Source organism: Acetobacterium carbinolicum (assembly GCF_047456275.1).
GTDB classification, from domain to species: domain Bacteria; phylum Bacillota; class Clostridia; order Eubacteriales; family Eubacteriaceae; genus Acetobacterium; species Acetobacterium carbinolicum.
Genome location: NZ_CP173357.1, coordinates 1,893,022 through 1,910,000, shown reverse-complemented (window position 1 = coordinate 1,910,000; position 16,979 = coordinate 1,893,022). Strand labels below are relative to the sequence as shown.

Here is a 16,979-nt window from a genome sequence, read left to right as displayed (position 1 = left end):
GCCTTCAATCTTCTCATTCAACTCAGAGCGGTTGACTTTCGGACTTACTTCCAGTGTTAGTTTCTTCGAAACAAAATCTACTGCAGCAAATTCCACTCCTTCTAGACCGCTTATTTCTTTTTCCATTTTAGCTGCACAATTCGCGCAGCCAAGTCCTTCAAGCATTACTATGCTTTTGTTCACCTTTTTCTTCTCTGCATCAACTATTTTAACATCCGGCTCAAGTTTACTAACAATGGATGTTACTTCTCCAAGAATTTTACCAAATTCCTTTTTATCGACCGCTTCAATTGTCAGCTTCTTAGATACAAAATCAACGGTCGCACTATTTACTCCTTCGAGGCTTTGTGTTTGAGCTTCAATCTTTGCAGCACAATTCGCGCAGTCAAGTCCTTCAAGTATTAATACTTTTTTATTGCTCTTGTTAACGGATTTTTCTTTAACTACCACATCCGGTTCGTGCTTGTGCACTATGGTTTCAACTTGCTGTAGTGTATTCTTATACTCTTGCTCTGATTCAGTTTCTAAAGTCAATGTCTTGTTCATGAAGTTCATATAGGCTTTGACTCCATTTAATTTATTAACCTCATCTTCAATTTTAGCTGCACAATTTGCACAATCTAAACCTTCTAAAATTACTTCCTTCTTTAACATTACTGACCCTCCTTTACTTACTTTCTTCTGAAATATGAATTAATCCCTGCTCAAATATTTGCTTTACGTGTTCATCTTCAAGGGAGTAGAATACAATCTTTCCTTCTCTTCTGCTCTTTACTAGTTCAGCCTGCTTTAAGACTCTTAGCTGATGTGAAATTGCTGATTGGGTCATATTTAATAAGAATGCAATATCGCAAACGCACATCTCTGCTTCATCTAACGCCCAGAGTATTTTAATTCTTGTTGAATCCCCAAAGACCTTAAATAGCTCCGCAAGATCATATAGGTTTTCTTCTTGAGGCATTTTTTCTCGAACTTGATTAACAGTATCCTCATGTATAACATCACAGTCGCATCTTTCAGCTGGTTGAATTTTCCTTGCCACATTACCACCTCCAATATTTCAATTGTATACTTGAACAGTTATTCATATGTTTTATTTTACTACCACAATAATAAGATGTCAATAGATACTTGAACAGTTATTCAAGTGAACGAGCAATATATTGTCTATTTATACTTGTTGCCTTTTTTATATTTCATAACTAGCCGTCCAAACAGCGGTATAAGTCGTTTAATAATTTTTACTCTCGCTCTGCTACCAACAGGGACATCTACTATTTCAGCTGCAGAAATGAAGAGCCACTCATCATAAGACATTTTAATAAAGCTAAATACTGTCTGTCCAATATTAAAATTCTTTTTATTTCCATACCATCCCCAGTAAGAACAGTCAGTGATGCCACTATCCTTTTCATCCTGCCCCAGAGATAACCACTTATCAATGTATGCAATACCTCCAGAACCTTCCGTCATATTCAACTCGATTCTGCTATTATCTATTTCTGCCGCTGTCAAATTCAATACATCATTTAATAATAGTTCCACCGTAATCCACCACCTTACCCTTCTCTTTTCACATAAGTCAGTACTATATCATATCCAAGAGCCTCCATCATCTGCACAAATGTCTTGTTTACCACACCATCCTGTTTTTTGATGATACGATTCACATAGGATTTCGTAGTATTGACGTCTTCCGCTATTTTTGCCTGTGTGGTTCCATTCTCTATACACTTAACTTTAACATCTAGTTCTATATTATTTTTAATCATATTCTACACCTCTGCTTGTTTGCTCTCAACTTATTTCACAAATCAGATAACTTATTGTACTACAATTTTTTGGAAATTTCAATTAATTCCAATTACCCCAACGTAATAGATAAACGAAGTTTTTGCAACAGAAAACACCCTGCATTTCTGCAAGGTGCTAATTCCTGTAACCTATTCTTTTATCTTTTCACATCAACTCTTGTGCCTGACTTAAATTCCACCGAGAATTTTTCCTCATAAACTGTTACCTTTTCAACCATTCGTCTCACAAGAGATTCATCATATTCCTCTATCTGCTCCACCTGTTCTGCAAGAAACTCCTGCATCTCGGCAATTCGCTGTTTCAAGCCTTCTCGTTCCGCATTCTCTGCCATAGCATTCTGCTTTAATTCTCGCAGACGGTCTATCTCATCAGCAAGGTCATTATAATCCTTTTTGGCATTGGCTCGTTTCAGCAGTTCCTTTTGCAATTCTTCCAGTTTGGCATTGATGCTTTCCATAGAACCTTCGTCCTCCAAAGCAAGTACCGATGCAATGTTCTGCTCCAAGGCTATAAGCATATCATCCTTGCCCCCAAGTGCTATATTGATAGCTTTTACAACAGCCTCTTGTAGTTCCGTTTCCTGAACCGTTTGTGCATCACAGTAGCTTGGACCATGTTCCACCCTGCTGACACATCTCCACACAAAGGAATGCTTCCCCCTATTGTTCCATGCAATTCTCCGGTAAATGTCTCCGCACCTTGGGCAGTAAACGATGCTAGATAATGCGTACTTACTGCTGTAGATTCTTTTCTTTCTGTTCTCACCGCTGTGAAGATTCGCTCTCCTTACCATTTCCTCCTGCACCTGCATATAAAGGTCGCGGGGTATGATGGCTTCGTGGCTGTTTTCCACATAATACTGAGGAACAATTCCGTTATTCTTCACTCGCTTTTTGGTAAGGAAATCCACCGTGTAGGTTTTCTGTAAAAGTGCATCACCTATATATTTCTCATTCTGTAGTATTTTCTTCAAAGTTTCTGGCCTCCACCTTGCTTTACCTGCCGCTGTAAGAATGCCATCTGCCTCTAGACTTTTACCAATCTGCGCAAGGCTTGCTCCTTGTAGGTATTCACAGTAGATTCTCTTTACCACTTCTGCTTCCACTGAATCGATAACCAAATTCCCATCTTCATCTTTGGTATATCCAAGGAATCGGTTGTGGTTGACCTGCACCTCGCCGTTTTGGTAGCGGTACTGAAGCCCCATTTTGACATTCTGTGAAAGCGACTGGCTCTCCTGCTGGGCGAGACTCGCCATAATGGTCAGCAGCACTTCGCCTTTGGAATCCATGGTATTGATATTTTCTTTTTCAAAGAAGACAGGAATGTTCTTCTCTTTGAGTTCCCTAATAAATTTCAGGCAATCAAGGGTGTTTCTGGCAAACCGGCTGATGGACTTGGTAATAATCATGTCGATGCTTCCTGTCATACACGCTTCAATCATACGATTGAATTCTTCACGCTTTTTTGTATTCGTGCCGCTGATACCATCGTCTGCAAAAATTCCTGCCAGTTCCCATTCACTGTTTTTCTCGATAAACTGGGTATAGTGTGCCACCTGGGCATCGTAGCTGGTCGCTTGCTCTTCACTATCCGTCGAAACACGACAGTAGGCCGCTACCCTCAATTTCGGCTTTTCCTGCTCATTGACCGTATTCCCCACCCGTCTTCTAGCGGGAATGACCGTAACATTTCTACTTAATTCCATCGCTTACCTCTACCTCACTTTCGATCAGACTGTAGGTATATTCCGCCTGTTTGAAAGGATCCGCAAATTTATCAATCACTTTCGGCATCTTGAATCTCGTCCCACATTCCGTTGTTTTCTGATCATTCAGCTCACGAATTCTTCCAAGTGATCTGGCTCTTTCCAGGCGCTTTGCTTCTGCTTTTTCAAAGATCTCTTTATCAATGATTTCCGGATAATAGGCATCGCCCAGATAGCGTTTGTTCCGGAGCATCCTTCCTGCACAACCATGATGCAGTTTTAATCCAGCTGTTTTGGCGGCAACAGTCAGTGCCATGCCGGAAATATAAGCATTGAAAAATTCTCTGATTCTGGTCGCCTGTTCTTCAGCCACTACAGCCTGGCCATCTTCGATCCGGTAACCGTAGGGTATGCTTCGCCCCATCTATTTCACCAGCCTTTCTCTCAATTTCAGCCCACATTTCAGTTCGAAAACCAGCTCTTTTCGCGACAACACCGTTATTCTTTCCACATAGGAAAGGAACAATTCATCATCATATTGGGTGAGCATTTCACTTTTTGAGACAAATTTTATCAGCTTCTTCAATTCCTCCGTCCGAGACATATCTCCGCCGATGAAGTAGATCAGGTTTTCCTTTTCGTCACGCAATAATTCTGCCTGCCGACTCAATTCATTACTTTCCTCATTGAAAAGCGCCGGATCCAGATAACCACTTGCCACCAGATTCGTCAACACCTGCCGCTGTTCGATATTTTTCTCCAGTTTTTTCTCAAGCTCATTAATTTTTTCAAACCGACTGTTGTCATTCTGGCCTTTGAGACTGTTTGCCAACGGTTTTAAGATAAGCTTTTGTCCAAATATCAGCTTGTTCATCATCGTTAAAAAAGCGGCTTTTATCCGATCATCCAGAATGTACTTCATGGAACATTCTGCAGCATTTTCAATATGTCTGGAGCAACACCAGGCAATTTCAGAGCCACTGGGTTTATAGTTGATTCGGCGCTTGTAATTGCTGCCGCATTCCCCGCATTTTATTTTTGCTGAAAAGCCATACCGGTTATGGTATTTTTCGGTCTGATCACTGATCCCTTTTTCTCTGCCCCGCTGTTTCATCACAGCATTGGCCTTTTCATAAACCTCATGGCTGATGATTGCTTCATGATGCCCCTGTACCAGATATTGATCCTGATCGCCATAATTCTTATGCCGGTTAAAGCTGTCATCTGTGTATGTTTTCTGAAAGAGCGCATCCCCTGTATACTTTTCATTCCGGATAATCCCCCAGATTGTTGCCGAAGTCCATTTTCCGCCTTTTTTAGCGGGGACTGCTCTTGTGTTCAAATCGTCGGCAATGGCTCCAGTCCCTTTTCCCGATAATGCGGATGCGAAGATTTCTCTGATTATTTCTGCCTGATCAGGCAAAATGACCATGGCCCCATCTTCATTATGATAGCCATAGGGTGGATAGGAAATGATGAACGTCCCGTTTTGAAAGCGCTTCCTGACACTCCATTTCTCATTCTCAGATATTGACACCGATTCATTTTCAGCCAGACCACTCAGAATTGAAAGCATCAATTCACTCTCCATCGAGCCGGTATTCAGGTTCTCTTTTTCAAAAATGATATGAACGCCCAGATCCAGAAGTTTTCTAACCAGTTCCAGACAATCGGTTGTATTTCGACAGAATCGACTGATGGACTTTGTGATCACAAGATCGATTCTCCCACACTCGCAGTCAGCAATCAGGGATAGCAGGCCATCCCGTTTATCTTTCTTTGTCCCAGTAATGCCCTTGTCGAAATAAATGCCCGCATACTCCCAGTCCCCGTTTGCCTTGATGTAATGCTCATAGTGGACTTTCTGGTTTTCTAGGCTGACCAGTTGTTCGTCACTTGCCGTTGATACCCGGCAATACGCTGCCACCCGAATTTTTTTCTTCCCAGTGTAATCTCTGTTTTGTTCGATTTTTGTTATCTTTTTCATCAACTCACCTCACCTTCCGTAGGTCACATGTTACCTCTGAAAGCCCTTGATAGCAACGAATTCAGGGCATTATCTCAGCTAAATGAGGCGAGAATGTTCTGCGGTTCAGTACAGTTATTTGATCAAATTCGCCCCCGGTGATCAGCCCTTCCGCCAGCAGTGATTCCAGTATTTTCTGGGCAAGAAAATAGTCGTATTCCCGTTGAATTTCTTCTTTTGTGAATCTTTTTATGGCAACTACCGGTATCGGCTGATCATCTGTGATTTTTGTTACCTGCATGGTTGTTCCTCCAATCTGAAGGATTGATCTGTTTCCTTCTACCGATAAGCGAAAAATCCATACGAATCGAACCCCCCGGACAAAAAAATAATGCCCACCAGGAAAAACTCCTTAGTGGGCACTGCTAGAATATTGTTATTAACTTAACCTTTGCGGCATCCGGCTGAAACCTTCCCTCACGGTTGCGTGATACCTTGATCAATTTTATTGTTTCAATCCGGTTTTATCGGCATGATCCTCATTCCCTGATTGTTTCTTCCCACCATCAACAGCTGTTTCATTTTCCATCTGGGTGCGGATATTCTGGGTCAGCTTTTCTAAGAATGGTGGAAAGTTGACATTCATATCTTTCATGTTTTCTAAAATACTGATGATCTCATTGCAGATCAGCCACACCGCCACAAAGGATGCGATGACAAAGTTTACTCTGGCATCGACACCGATATACTGACTGGCGTAGAGTAAGGTGTAATCGAGGATCGCACCCACTGCGATGAGATAAAATAGGCAGACCTTTTTCATAATGCCCTGAAAGCCTTTATAGCTTGAGATCTTATTACCCCGGTACTTGGCTGCAGCCAACCCGGTGATATAATCAAAGGTTGCCAGGACAAAAAGCAAGATGACCGGTACGGCCAACATGCCTAGCCAGCCGGAAAGGGCTGTAAAGGCCACAACGACGACTAGTTTAATCTTATCAAGATATTCCATTTATTGTTCTCCTTAAATTTATTTTTTCTATTAAAAAAGAACCCGAAGGCTCCACAATTGTTTTAGATCAGATTCCACTGGGCGTTATTATAGTAGTAGGCATTTACTTTTTGAGCCTTATTGCTGGCATTGCCTATATACACATTAGATACCGGCAGTTTTATGTCAATACCATTCTGGTTAAAGAGTGCAACCCGATGACCGGATGTGAGACTGGAAATTAGCAGATGGTTCGATTCCAAAGTTACCTCAGCAGTGGTTTTCGTCACTCGGTTGGCAGCACCACTGCCGCAGAAATAAAAAATGTCGGTGCCATAAGAAATAATAGTGCCGCCATTAAACTCCCAAGCCAGCCCACTTGAAACCGTTGAAAGGGTATTCGTCAGGGTATCCAGCTTAAAAATACTTTTATCCCAATAAATATAAATATCCGTCCCAACAGCAGCGGCTCGACAGTTGGTGTAGGCTGCAGGCAAATATGCTACGATCGTGTAGGTATCGAGAAGGGTATCATATTTCGTAATCCGTGTTGTTGCAGTGCCGCTTGAATTGCGACCGCCGATCAGATAAATGTCCGACCCAATAACTGCAGTACCCGCTTCAATAAAGTGATTTGATGGCGCCGCAATCATTGTAAATGTCTGCGATACCGTATCAAAGTAATACGCTTTCGTGACAATATTGGAGTTGGAAAAACTGGTTGAATTATAGCCACCAAATAAATAGATTCGCATTCCAACTGTCGCATAGGCAAATGACTGCCAGCCATGATTGCCATCATTTGTAATGGCAACCGCAAGTTTCGTCATGGTTTTTTCAAGGATATCATATTTGTAGATGTCCAGTGACATGGTTGAATACTTAAGTCCGCCCAATAAATAGATAAAGTTCCCAACCAGACCAGTGGCGGCATATCTAAAGTAGTTGGAGGGCATCGCCACGCCTGTGGATATGGTTACGAGGGTATCCAGGTTATAAGTCAGGATCTTCGGACTCATGGTATAGCCGCCTAAGAGATAAACCAGATTACCAGCCCGTTCAGCACACCCCCCGGCACCACTGACAATTTCAATGGTGGCAGCATCAAGGACATCATTCACCCGGGTAGTCGCATTGAGGACACTGGATATTTCACAGTCCAGTCTGATATTGGCTACCGGAGTGGTTTTGACCCATAGCTTGGTGGTATCTTCTGGTGCCACGTCTCCAAAATGAATATTAAATTCCGCACTGGCCGGGGAGCCAATCAGCAGCCCATCGATCAGGCCCGAATAGCTATTGGTGGGGGTCCCGGATGGAATGACGACGCCTTTACCGATCAGTGCAGTTTTAATATTGGAAAGATCGGTGATGGCCGTTTGAATGTTTTCACTTAAGGTTTTAGTTGCCATTTAACGCTCCTTCCAATTGATCATTGAGGGTGCCAAGTTGGGTTGTAATAGATGTAATAGCAGATTCAGCTGCACCCAGTCGTGTTCCCAAAGGATCAAACCATGCCGCTTTATCAGCTTCAGTGAAATAGTCCACGCCTTTGACGGGGGTATAACCGGCAGCACCCGCTGGACCAATTGGACCTACATCACCAGGATCACCCGGATCGCCTTTAGGCCCCTGAATGCCCGGTTCACCTTGTGGTCCGGCTTCACCGGTCAAACCCTGCAGTCCTTGGATCCCTTGATCCCCTTTTGCGCCGGGCAGACCTTGGATTCCCTGAACGCCCTGGTCACCTTTCGGGCCTTGAGGACCTGTTTCTCCAATCAGACCCTGCAGTCCTTGAATTCCAGGATCACCTTTATCACCCTTGGGACCTTGAATACCAAGCTCACCCTGAGGTCCCGTTTCGCCTATCAAGCCCTGCAAGCCTTGAATCCCTTGATCTCCTTTAGCACCGGGCGGGCCTTGGATTCCCTGAATGCCTTGGTCACCTTTCGGGCCTTGGATCCCTGGCTCGCCTTGAGGACCAGTTTCACCGGTCAGACCCTGCATCCCTTGAATACCCTGGTCACCTTTTTCACCGGGCAACCCTTGGATTCCAGGGTCACCTTTATCGCCCTTTGGGCCTTGTTCGCCTGGTTGTCCGTCAATACCAGGATCTCCTTTTAGCCCTTGCAAGCCAGGTTCTCCTTGGGTACCGGTTTCTCCCGGTAGCCCTTGAGGGCCTTGTAACCCAGGATCACCTTTTTCACCAGCCGGTCCTTGAAGGCCAGCATCGCCCGGATCGCCTTTTGGTCCTTGAATTCCCGGAATACCCTGTGGGCCAGTCTCACCAGATGGCCCTTGGGGACCTTGCAATCCAGGGTCGCCTTTTTCACCGGCTGGACCTTGAAGTCCAGCATCACCCGAATCACCTTTGGGGCCTTGAATGCCGGGCGGACCTTGCGGCCCAACTTCACCAGTACTGCCTTGAGGCCCAGGAATACCGGGATCACCTTTCGCTCCAATAAACTCCCCGGCATCAGCGCGTTCCACAACGATTAGTGCTTCACTACTGGCATGATCGGCTTTTTTCATTACCGATTGTGCATCTTCACCCAGTTTTATCATTTGCTGCTCCCATTGCAAAAGGAGTGACGGTTCAAAGGGTGGTTGGGGTGTATCAGCCTTAATTGATTGGTTGATACGGATCAATCCTTTTTCGCTTTGCCAAACCGGAATACCAGGATCCGCTTTTCCTTCCAACTGCACTTCAAAAGCCAAAATCCCGGCAGCCTGGGTTGTCGTAGCGGTCAGAATCCAGATAAAACGAACAGAATCACCATCGATTACCGGTATCATGAGAATCCGATCCGTCAAACGACCTAGTTCCGTTTTGACATGAATATTAAAATCGGTCACGTTAAGGCCATCATTCATTCTGGGAATCTCAAATACCAAACACTGAACCAAATGATCATATTGACTCACGATCATCTCATCATAAAAAAGCTGCTTCTCTTTGACGGTCACCTTAAAATTCTTCATAAAATCTCCTTCCAAACTCTACTCATCCTCCGAATAATCCGGCCATTCGGTGATGGTCTCAACAACGTCCCAGTTTTTATTGAGGGCTACACTGATTTCACTCTCAGTCAGTTTGGCAAGATTAGCTGCCCCCAAACCAATGGCCAGCTTTTCCTGACCCGTACGATCGGTCAGCCCCGCCAGTACATTTCTCAGACTACTCTTGGTTAGATTGATACAGGGCGACAGGTCAATGGAAATGTTGACATTGACCAATTTCAACTCTTTAAGATTGGTTCGGCCCTCAAACATCCCCATTCCGTATATGGCATTGGTCATATCCAAATATGGCACCGACACTAACGCGGCACAACCAGAAAAAATCCCCTGCAAGCGGCAGGCGCTAAGTTTCATCGTAAATTCTTGAGGGACGGCTTGAAGTTTTCGGCATTCATTGAAAAATCCGAGATAAAGCGCCACACTGTTATCATCAAGAAAAACGGATGCCTGGTTTAACAGGTCAAAGTAAGCGATGTCCGTCCATAAACAAGGATACCAATCCGCCGATACTCCATCAAAGCAGTAATAGGTCTCGCCGTATTCAATCGTAGCGAGATAAACAGCTGGAGTGTTGGGGAAATACATCGTCCAGGCAACTTTGGTATTCGGGTACACTTCACTGATCCGGCTGTTAGAATAATCCCAGATGTGTTCAACCCCTTCTGAATTCTGATATGTCTGTCCATCAGAGGTGACAACGGTGCCTTCTTCGAAGAAGAAATCATTGACCAAGTCTTTGGCATAGTGCATCCGCAGATAGCCGATTCGACCTTGTGTTAAGGCTTCCCATTGGCTTCTGGCCCAGACCATATCGGGGTTGGGCTGCCACTGAAAGTCGCTTTCTTCCGGCCAGACAATCCGGCCATTAATCTTTGCTTCAATAATCGTATAGCCCTTTGCTTTGAGGCTCTCGATTTCACGACCGTTAAATTTAATTCCCATCGCTTACCTCATCTATCCCGATACATACTTCAGGTACAAGGTGTTCGCATCCATCACTTCCGGGTATGCTTCAACACAAAGCCATTTTTGCCCGCCAAAGTATTCATTCATATATTCATTGACCGCTGGGGGAACGGTTTTATCAATCGCTTCTTTGATATCTTCCGTTTTAAGTTTGGTAATCGTCGATTCAAAGTCGGTGGAGACCCGTCCCAACTCAGCAATGTTCTTTTCCGGAGTATCAGGGTAGCTGACCAGCTTAACAATCTGATGCTCCACTTCAAGGCCACGTATCCGATCAATCAAAGTGACCTTATCGCCAATAGCAATGGCGAGGTTTCCATAGTCATCGGGTAACAGACTCGCCAGATCCACCACCGATGCGGTATAGACCCGATTGGGGATGGATAAACCAGCTACTTTTTTCTGAGCTGCTGCCAGCAGTTCTTCCTTTAGCTGATAGCGTTCATCCACCCAGACCTGGGTAATGACCTTACTGGTATATTGGTAATTTTCGACATAGGCTTTGCCGCCGTTGATATCCTCAAAACTCAGTCCGTCTTTGCCAAATGCATACAAGCGAGTGACCAGATCAAAGCTGTCACCCCGAAGCTCGCATTCTTTGATGTTGAGCTCATCGGAAAAATGAACGCCTTTGTTGGTGTAACCTTGAGTGGTGGTGACGCGGATAATCTTTCCAATGCAATCATAGCGAAAGATCACGCCATAGGTTTTTTCAGCCAGTCGCAGCAGATCCAGGGTATTTCCGGATTCCAAGGATACTGTTTTTGCAGAAGTGATACTCTCAGCACCGGTGAAAGACCAGCCAGTCCCTGCAAGCACTTGATTGAGATATGCAGATAAAATGATCTCTTCAACTAAAAACAAATGATACCCTGCCGCCATAAAGTCAGATAAATCCAAACTGCAACCAAAGATGGTGGTTTGGCCTCGTTCATCAATGCTTTTTATGACATAGCGGTTATCATCGGTCAAAATCAGGTTCTCTTCGATCAGATCTTTATACAGCGGATGTTTGACATAGATTTCAAAGGATAGGGTATCTTCGCCGGTTTCCAGCAGTTCCGTGATATAACAATTATCCAGCTGGTCCAGTTCACCAATCGGCGTTTTGTTTTGATTGAGTAAGCTTAATATCATCATTTCACCTTTTTCTACCCAGTGGTTAATAGCACACAGTCAAAAACAAACACAGCACTGTAATGGCGGCTTGAGATTTGATTGATCTGGGTACTCACCAACATACAGTCAAAGCGCTGGCCTTCAATAAAGCGATTATTGAGTGTCACCACACATTTTTTCAGGGCTTTTTTTAACGCTTCAATATCGGTGAGCTTGCCATTTTTAAAATAGCATTCCAGCGCCAGCTTGCTAAATCTTTCTTTGGTTTTAAAATAAATCGGTTTCTCAGCATTTTCCGGCCAGAAATAAGAGGGGTCATAATCTCCCGGCGTATAAAGACTGTTGGCATAGGTCGCTTTGAAGGTTGATAGTAAGACTGCCCCGGAAGCGTTGGTAATGTCACAAACTGCCATCAGATTTTACCTCCTCTCAAACTAAAGGCCAGATCCCGAGAAACAATCGGGGTGATGGAATGGCCCACTGCCTTTTTATCCAGCTCGACAGTGGTGTAGATATAAATCGGTGCGGCACTGCCACCGTCCAGCATACCGGTTGAACTATTTCCCGCTGAAGTTCTCCCGATTAACCCGTTTGATTGGGTACTCACATCCAGGGTGGTGGGAATCGCACCGAGCATATCCCGGGTGACCGTAGCCATTTTTCTGACAAAACCAATCCCAACGCCAGCACCCATGTTTTCTCCAATATCCGCGTACACTGTCGATGGTGAGTGCATCCCTAAGAGATTTCTGACACCGTCCGTAACGCCACCAAAGAAACCGGTGACCTTATCTGAAAGCCACTGTCCCATGGACATGATCCCGTCCCATAAGCCTTTGACGATGTTGATCCCCACATCATAGATCGCCTCGGCTGCCTGTCCCAGACCGCTCACGAGCGCGATAATAATTTCAGGCAGCGCAGCAATCAGTGTGGGAATGGCGGCAATCAGTCCGGTGACCAGGGATATGATTAAGATGATCCCGGTTTCAATAATCAGCGGTAGGTTATTGACAAAGTAGTTGATAAACGAATTGATCAGCTGCGGCAGGGCTTCAATGAAAACCGGGAGCGCGTTAATCAGTCCTTGGGCCAAGCCTGTGATCAAGGCTAAGGCCGCTTCAATTAACAGCCCTGCATTATCCATCAGGGTTTGGGCCATCAGGATGACACACTCGACGATCTTGGGCACCAGTTCGGGCAGTGCCTCAGCAATCCCGGTGATCAACGTAGCCACCATCACCATGGCACTTTCGAGAATAGCCGGAAGATTATCCAGAATCCCCTGGGTTAAAGCCAGCACCAGTTGCAGGGCGCCATCGGTGAGTTGCGGCAGGGCTGAGATCAAACCTTCCAGAAGGGTGAAGATCAATTGGTTGGCGGTATCGATCAGCATCGGCAGATTAGCAAGCAGTGAACTGCCGACTGCACCAACGATGTCCATTCCCACCTGCACCACTGCGGGCATGTTACTCAGGACCATATCGGCAATGCCGCCAACGGTACTGCCAATGACCTCGGATATTTTGGTAAAATCACTACCCGCATCTTGGAGGCCTTTGGTAAAGTCACCAAGTAGCGCCACGCCCTCATCAGCCAGGATCTGAAGCTGAGGCAGCAGCACCGTGCCGAGGGCATTCTTGGCTGCATCGCTACCAGATTTTAAGCGTTGGACACTGTCGTCAAATTTGCTCAGCTGGGCCAGGGTTTCGTCACTTAGCACAGCGCCCATGCGTTTGGCTTCTTCGGTGAGTTCCGCGATTCCGACAGATCCTTGAGCGATCAGAGGATTAAGATCCTGAGCCGATTTCCCGAAAATCTGCATAGCCAGGGCATCCCGTTCCGCCCCTTCTTCCATTTTGCCAAGGGCATCGATGGTCTCCCAATAAACATCTTCGCCATTACGGAGCGAGCCATCGGCATTAGCGACGGCCACCCCCAAACGGCCATAGGCTTCAATCATATCGGCTGAGCCATCTCGAGCTGAGGACATCGACCGGATCTGTTTGGCCATGGAGCTGGTGAGGGTTTCCATGGAGACATCGACTAGCTCAGCCGCATATTTATAGGCCTGTAAGCTTTCAGCCGAAACTCCGGCTACTGTAGCTGTTGTCAGGATTTCATCGGCATAGGCTGCAGCCCCGACTGTCATATCGGTTAAAGATTTAGCCGAGGAAACCGCTGCGGCACCGACGGCGACAAAGGCGGTACCCATAGCAATACCGATACCTTTTAGCGTTCCGCCTAACGCACTAAATTTGCCGCCGGAGTTTTCTGCTTTACTCGCGGTATCATGAAGGGACTTGCCGAACTGTTCGGCCTGTTTTTCGGCATCATCAAACTCATCCCCGATTTCAGTCAGGGCTTTTTCATTTTTCCTAATTTCCTGATCCAGCCCATTGAGATGGGCTTTGGCATTGTTTAGTTGAATCGCCCAGTTTTGGGTGCGTCGATCATTCTCGCCAAAGGAGGTGGCGGCATTGTCCAGAGCTTTTTCCAGGGCCTTGATCTTATCCTTTTGAGCGTCCATTTCTTTGTTCAGTAGCTGGTTTCGAGCGGTGACCGCTTCGATACTTTTATCCTGTCGGTCAAACTGGGATTCGACCAGCTTCATTTCACTGCCCAGCACCTTAAAGGATTGATTGATATCCCGAAGGGCGTTCTTAAATTCGCGCTCACCTTCAACCCCAATTTTTAAGCCAAAATTATCTGCCACAATGCATCACCTCCTTGATTTTGGGCATGAAAAAAACACCATGCGCACGATAAGCTGGTGTTTCGATTGCTAAATATTCTTATGGAATAATCTCATCAATAGTCCATTCTCGTTTCGATTTCTCGATCCCCAGGAACTGTTTATGACAGGTCCAGAGATCAAGCAGCTGACCCAGTGGCATCAGCCAAACCTGATCCTCAGAGCGGTTCAAATGAACGGTGCCATAATATAAAAGTCGAGTAAACAAGGCGTCATCATCTACTCGACTTTCACGTTTTTTAGGGGTTCACCATCAAAAGTATTATCCTCACTTTCAATATGGCGTTTGGTTCCGTTGATCATAGCTTCGGTGATGGCATTTTTATAATCAGCCAGCTCCAGCGGGGTGGTTAACAGCTCGACGTATTCTTCGGTGAGTAGCGGTTTCTTTTCTTCATTCTGAAGATTATGAATCAGGATGCTTTGGTTGGCCAGCAGGGCAATCAGCCAGGTTACCTCGTCCAGAGCCATTTCAAAGTTTTCATTCTTCATTAGGGTTTCACCCAGATTGGCCAGGCCGCCATAGCGCTTGGAAATTTCCTTGGTGGCTTTGGTGGTAAAAATCAAGGGATATTCCACACCACCGATTGTAACTACAGCCATTCGATCAGTATCCATCATCATGGGGTACCTCCGATACTGGCCATGGTATTTAGCCAGGTCTTTGCTTCAGCCTCGGTTGGGAAAGTGGCTTCTTCTTTCCAAACATCCAGCACATCGGTGAGGATGGTGCCTTCAATGGTCGGGGTCTGAAAATTTATGGCTTCCCCTCGGGTTTCCATGCTTTCTGATGGCACCCCGAATTTTACCTTGGTCAGCCAGATGGCTCGAAAGCCACGGATATTATTTTTAATACTGGTGGCATAAAAGCCGACCCCGACAAAAGCGCCATCGTCTGCTCCTTTAGCGGTCATTTTTTTATTGGTCCCGGATTCAATGGTCGTCAGGGTATGCCCTAAGATAAGCGCTCGGGTTTCATAGTCCAGATGATCCCCATTAAGGGTGAGTTTTCCGGACTTGAATTCTTTGACATTTTCAATAATCCGATCATCGCCCCGCAGCACCCCTTCATTCACTTCGATATTCATATCAGCTTTGATCGCATAAGCCATAATCCGGCCTTCTGCATAGCTGGTGTCGGTTTCGGTTTCTGTCAGTTTTGAACAAATGAGATATTTAAGTCCTATTTGTGCCATTATACTTCCTCCACTTCATAGTCTTTTGCCACATCGATGGCATAATGATAATAGCCGGTGTCATCCTCATGACCGACATAGCGGCGATCGGTGATAACAAACCCGGCTTTAATTAAAGCTGTTGTGAGTCGATTTTTTAAAGCGATGTAATTGTTCTTACAAAAGATCGAAATTCGCACCTCCTCAACGGTGCGAAGGGGTAGATCGTCGCCATAGAGTGCAAAGGTATCGGTCAGCGGTGTCACCACCATGTATTCATAGGCTGGTTCTTCAGAGAATTTTCCGGTTTCAACGGAAACATTCAGTCCACTAATAATCTGATTGAGTTCGATTAAACTGTTCATAGGCTATCAATCTCGCTTTCCAGTTTGTTTTTCATGGCTTCGATACAAGCCTTGCGAGACTTAGCTTTTGCGGGTTTGAGAAAAGGCTTCGGCAGTTGGCCGCTTTTACCGTATTCCAGAATATTGGCGATCTTGGCATTACTTTCGCCACCGGATCGGGGTTCAGAAAAACCAATCTTGAGATTGTAATTACCATAACTGTCTTTTTTAACGGGTGATACTCCCAAGGCTTCTTCCAACTCGCCGGTGGAGCGACTCTTAAGTTTCGTCTCGCTGCCAATGACAGCACTGAGATTGCTTTTAACTTTTTCAAGTACCACATTGCCGCCTGCTTTCAAAACTCTCGGTATGATTTCATCGGACTTTTCAGCCAGGGCTGAGATCTTAAGCAGAAAATCGTCCGGCATGTTGATCGTAATTTTAGCCACTGGTTTCCATCCTTTCACAGAGCACTTCAGTGTACATCCCGCGATTTTTTACATCTTCAACTGAAACGATGTTGTATCGTCCGGTATCACAGACGATCACCATACTGGTTTTAACAGCAATGCCCGGTATCTGCCTAAAACGAAAAAGTGCTGATGCATTGGTAAAGATGGCTCGATTTTTCCAGCTTTCATTGCCATGGCGATCCTCTTTATAGGCTCGCACCGAAGCAATGATCGTATCGCCTGTACTTGTAAAGCCTTCCGCATCTTTAACTGGTTGGGTGGTGATGAGATCAATAAAGGTATTCATTTTTCCAAAACTCATGGTCACACCTTAAAATCCCTATTCATTTGCAGCAGCCGATTGACTACCGTCCAGACCTGACTGCTGGCCTGAACGTTATCAGCAAAAAAGCCCCCGGTACTGCCATCCCGGCTTTCATAGAAATGGGAGGACAGCATAATCACTGCCTGTTCAGTGGTCGGGTGCATATCATGCTTTGCATAAAAGCCATCATCTTTTTTCTGATAGCTTTCCGCATAAGCGGTGGCAGTAAAGATTAGATTTTGTAAGAGCTCATCATCTTCATTATGCTCAAGAATCAGATTGGCTTTGACTTTTTCCAGGAGTGTCTGCATCGCTGCCACCTCATTTCAATTAGTATATTTT

The 16,979-nt window shown here is 45.2% G+C and carries 22 protein-coding genes (1 of these 22 running past the window's edge); all 22 read right to left on the bottom strand.

Translation table 11 applies throughout. The features are described 5' to 3' along the window. On the bottom strand, positions 1-654 hold the start of the coding sequence (locus ACIZ62_RS08800; RefSeq protein WP_414151765.1) for a heavy metal translocating P-type ATPase. It extends 1,944 nt beyond the left edge of the window; 654 of the gene's 2,598 nt are visible here — the first part of the coding sequence; its start codon is at positions 652-654; the stop codon falls past the left edge of the window. A 13-nt stretch (positions 655-667) separates the two neighbouring features. Continuing rightward, complete coding sequence (locus ACIZ62_RS08795) at positions 668-1,042, bottom strand: ArsR/SmtB family transcription factor (protein WP_414151764.1); 375 nt, start codon at positions 1,040-1,042, stop codon at positions 668-670. Positions 1,043-1,167: 125 nt separating this feature from the next. Beyond that, positions 1,168-1,545 carry a hypothetical protein gene (locus tag ACIZ62_RS08790; protein WP_148637645.1) on the bottom strand — a complete coding sequence of 126 codons (378 nt, stop codon included), beginning with the start codon at positions 1,543-1,545 and terminating at the stop codon, positions 1,168-1,170. A 14-nt stretch (positions 1,546-1,559) separates the two neighbouring features. Beyond that, the gene (locus ACIZ62_RS08785; protein WP_148637646.1) at positions 1,560-1,772 is read right to left on the bottom strand and encodes a helix-turn-helix domain-containing protein; all 213 of its coding nucleotides are present in this window, start codon (positions 1,770-1,772) and stop codon (positions 1,560-1,562) included. Between the two features lie 179 nt (positions 1,773-1,951). Continuing rightward, on the bottom strand, positions 1,952-3,523 hold the full coding sequence (locus tag ACIZ62_RS08780) for a recombinase family protein (RefSeq protein ID WP_414151763.1): 1,572 nt from the start codon (positions 3,521-3,523) through the stop codon (positions 1,952-1,954). Then, the gene (locus ACIZ62_RS08775) at positions 3,510-3,947 is read right to left on the bottom strand and encodes a recombinase (RefSeq protein WP_414151762.1); all 438 of its coding nucleotides are present in this window, start codon (positions 3,945-3,947) and stop codon (positions 3,510-3,512) included. Before ACIZ62_RS08775 ends, ACIZ62_RS08780 begins: the two co-directional genes overlap by 14 nt. Beyond that, complete coding sequence (locus tag ACIZ62_RS08770; RefSeq protein ID WP_414151761.1) at positions 3,948-5,510, bottom strand: recombinase family protein; 1,563 nt, start codon at positions 5,508-5,510, stop codon at positions 3,948-3,950. It lies immediately after the preceding gene. A gap of 61 nt (positions 5,511-5,571) precedes the next feature. Beyond that, entirely contained in the window at positions 5,572-5,790 is a 219-nt protein-coding gene (locus tag ACIZ62_RS08765; RefSeq protein WP_414151760.1) for an SHOCT domain-containing protein, read from the bottom strand. A 204-nt stretch (positions 5,791-5,994) separates the two neighbouring features. Next, positions 5,995-6,501, bottom strand: coding sequence for a holin family protein (locus ACIZ62_RS08760; RefSeq protein WP_414151759.1), 507 nt, complete (start codon positions 6,499-6,501; stop codon positions 5,995-5,997). Between the two features lie 62 nt (positions 6,502-6,563). After that, positions 6,564-7,892 (bottom strand): hypothetical protein, encoded by a 1,329-nt coding sequence (locus ACIZ62_RS08755; protein ID WP_414151758.1) that lies wholly within the window; start codon positions 7,890-7,892, stop codon positions 6,564-6,566. Beyond that, a complete protein-coding gene (locus ACIZ62_RS08750; RefSeq protein WP_414151757.1) occupies positions 7,882-9,462 on the bottom strand; it encodes a hypothetical protein in 1,581 nt (526 codons plus the stop codon). Before ACIZ62_RS08750 ends, ACIZ62_RS08755 begins: the two co-directional genes overlap by 11 nt. An 18-nt stretch (positions 9,463-9,480) precedes the next feature. Further along, positions 9,481-10,443, bottom strand: coding sequence for a hypothetical protein (locus tag ACIZ62_RS08745; RefSeq protein WP_414151756.1), 963 nt, complete (start codon positions 10,441-10,443; stop codon positions 9,481-9,483). A 12-nt stretch (positions 10,444-10,455) separates the two neighbouring features. Continuing rightward, positions 10,456-11,604 carry a phage tail spike protein gene (locus ACIZ62_RS08740; protein ID WP_414151755.1) on the bottom strand — a complete coding sequence of 383 codons (1,149 nt, stop codon included), beginning with the start codon at positions 11,602-11,604 and terminating at the stop codon, positions 10,456-10,458. A 14-nt stretch (positions 11,605-11,618) separates the two neighbouring features. Continuing rightward, the gene (locus tag ACIZ62_RS08735; protein ID WP_414151754.1) at positions 11,619-11,999 is read right to left on the bottom strand and encodes a hypothetical protein; all 381 of its coding nucleotides are present in this window, start codon (positions 11,997-11,999) and stop codon (positions 11,619-11,621) included. After that, entirely contained in the window at positions 11,999-14,302 is a 2,304-nt protein-coding gene (locus ACIZ62_RS08730) for a phage tail protein (protein WP_414151753.1), read from the bottom strand. The genes ACIZ62_RS08735 and ACIZ62_RS08730 overlap by 1 nt, the downstream gene beginning before the upstream one ends. A 79-nt stretch (positions 14,303-14,381) precedes the next feature. Next, the gene (locus tag ACIZ62_RS08725) at positions 14,382-14,549 is read right to left on the bottom strand and encodes a hypothetical protein (protein ID WP_414151752.1); all 168 of its coding nucleotides are present in this window, start codon (positions 14,547-14,549) and stop codon (positions 14,382-14,384) included. Between the two features lie 11 nt (positions 14,550-14,560). Continuing rightward, positions 14,561-14,962 (bottom strand): hypothetical protein, encoded by a 402-nt coding sequence (locus ACIZ62_RS08720; protein ID WP_414151848.1) that lies wholly within the window; start codon positions 14,960-14,962, stop codon positions 14,561-14,563. Then, the gene (locus ACIZ62_RS08715) at positions 14,962-15,537 is read right to left on the bottom strand and encodes a major tail protein (protein ID WP_414151751.1); all 576 of its coding nucleotides are present in this window, start codon (positions 15,535-15,537) and stop codon (positions 14,962-14,964) included. Before ACIZ62_RS08715 ends, ACIZ62_RS08720 begins: the two co-directional genes overlap by 1 nt. Continuing rightward, on the bottom strand, positions 15,537-15,881 hold the full coding sequence (locus tag ACIZ62_RS08710; protein ID WP_414151750.1) for a hypothetical protein: 345 nt from the start codon (positions 15,879-15,881) through the stop codon (positions 15,537-15,539). Before ACIZ62_RS08710 ends, ACIZ62_RS08715 begins: the two co-directional genes overlap by 1 nt. Further along, the gene (locus tag ACIZ62_RS08705; protein ID WP_414151749.1) at positions 15,878-16,309 is read right to left on the bottom strand and encodes an HK97-gp10 family putative phage morphogenesis protein; all 432 of its coding nucleotides are present in this window, start codon (positions 16,307-16,309) and stop codon (positions 15,878-15,880) included. The genes ACIZ62_RS08710 and ACIZ62_RS08705 overlap by 4 nt, the downstream gene beginning before the upstream one ends. Then, positions 16,302-16,634, bottom strand: a complete 333-nt coding sequence (locus tag ACIZ62_RS08700; protein ID WP_414151748.1) for a head-tail adaptor protein — start codon at positions 16,632-16,634, stop codon at positions 16,302-16,304. Before ACIZ62_RS08700 ends, ACIZ62_RS08705 begins: the two co-directional genes overlap by 8 nt. Positions 16,635-16,636: 2 nt before the next feature. Then, entirely contained in the window at positions 16,637-16,948 is a 312-nt protein-coding gene (locus ACIZ62_RS08695) for a head-tail connector protein (protein ID WP_414151747.1), read from the bottom strand. Between the last annotated feature and the right edge of the window lie 31 nt (positions 16,949-16,979).

What these genes read in the sequence shown, in the direction of transcription:
- ACIZ62_RS08760 (WP_414151759.1), bottom strand. Translation starts at nt 6,501, where the DNA reads ATGGAATATCTTGATAAGATTAAACTAGTCGTCGTTGTGGCCTTTACA.
- ACIZ62_RS08780 (WP_414151763.1), bottom strand. Translation starts at nt 3,523, where the DNA reads ATGGAATTAAGTAGAAATGTTACGGTCATTCCCGCTAGAAGACGGGTG.
- ACIZ62_RS08765 (WP_414151760.1), bottom strand. Translation starts at nt 5,790, where the DNA reads ATGCAGGTAACAAAAATCACAGATGATCAGCCGATACCGGTAGTTGCC.
- ACIZ62_RS08720 (WP_414151848.1), bottom strand. Translation starts at nt 14,962, where the DNA reads ATGATGGATACTGATCGAATGGCTGTAGTTACAATCGGTGGTGTGGAA.
- ACIZ62_RS08695 (WP_414151747.1), bottom strand. Translation starts at nt 16,948, where the DNA reads ATGCAGACACTCCTGGAAAAAGTCAAAGCCAATCTGATTCTTGAGCAT.
- ACIZ62_RS08740 (WP_414151755.1), bottom strand. Translation starts at nt 11,604, where the DNA reads ATGATATTAAGCTTACTCAATCAAAACAAAACGCCGATTGGTGAACTG.
- ACIZ62_RS08710 (WP_414151750.1), bottom strand. Translation starts at nt 15,881, where the DNA reads ATGAACAGTTTAATCGAACTCAATCAGATTATTAGTGGACTGAATGTT.
- ACIZ62_RS08700 (WP_414151748.1), bottom strand. Translation starts at nt 16,634, where the DNA reads ATGAGTTTTGGAAAAATGAATACCTTTATTGATCTCATCACCACCCAA.
- ACIZ62_RS08750 (WP_414151757.1), bottom strand. Translation starts at nt 9,462, where the DNA reads ATGAAGAATTTTAAGGTGACCGTCAAAGAGAAGCAGCTTTTTTATGAT.
- ACIZ62_RS08770 (WP_414151761.1), bottom strand. Translation starts at nt 5,510, where the DNA reads ATGAAAAAGATAACAAAAATCGAACAAAACAGAGATTACACTGGGAAG.
- ACIZ62_RS08745 (WP_414151756.1), bottom strand. Translation starts at nt 10,443, where the DNA reads ATGGGAATTAAATTTAACGGTCGTGAAATCGAGAGCCTCAAAGCAAAG.
- ACIZ62_RS08735 (WP_414151754.1), bottom strand. Translation starts at nt 11,999, where the DNA reads ATGGCAGTTTGTGACATTACCAACGCTTCCGGGGCAGTCTTACTATCA.
- ACIZ62_RS08775 (WP_414151762.1), bottom strand. Translation starts at nt 3,947, where the DNA reads ATGGGGCGAAGCATACCCTACGGTTACCGGATCGAAGATGGCCAGGCT.
- ACIZ62_RS08715 (WP_414151751.1), bottom strand. Translation starts at nt 15,537, where the DNA reads ATGGCACAAATAGGACTTAAATATCTCATTTGTTCAAAACTGACAGAA.
- ACIZ62_RS08785 (WP_148637646.1), bottom strand. Translation starts at nt 1,772, where the DNA reads ATGATTAAAAATAATATAGAACTAGATGTTAAAGTTAAGTGTATAGAG.
- ACIZ62_RS08755 (WP_414151758.1), bottom strand. Translation starts at nt 7,892, where the DNA reads ATGGCAACTAAAACCTTAAGTGAAAACATTCAAACGGCCATCACCGAT.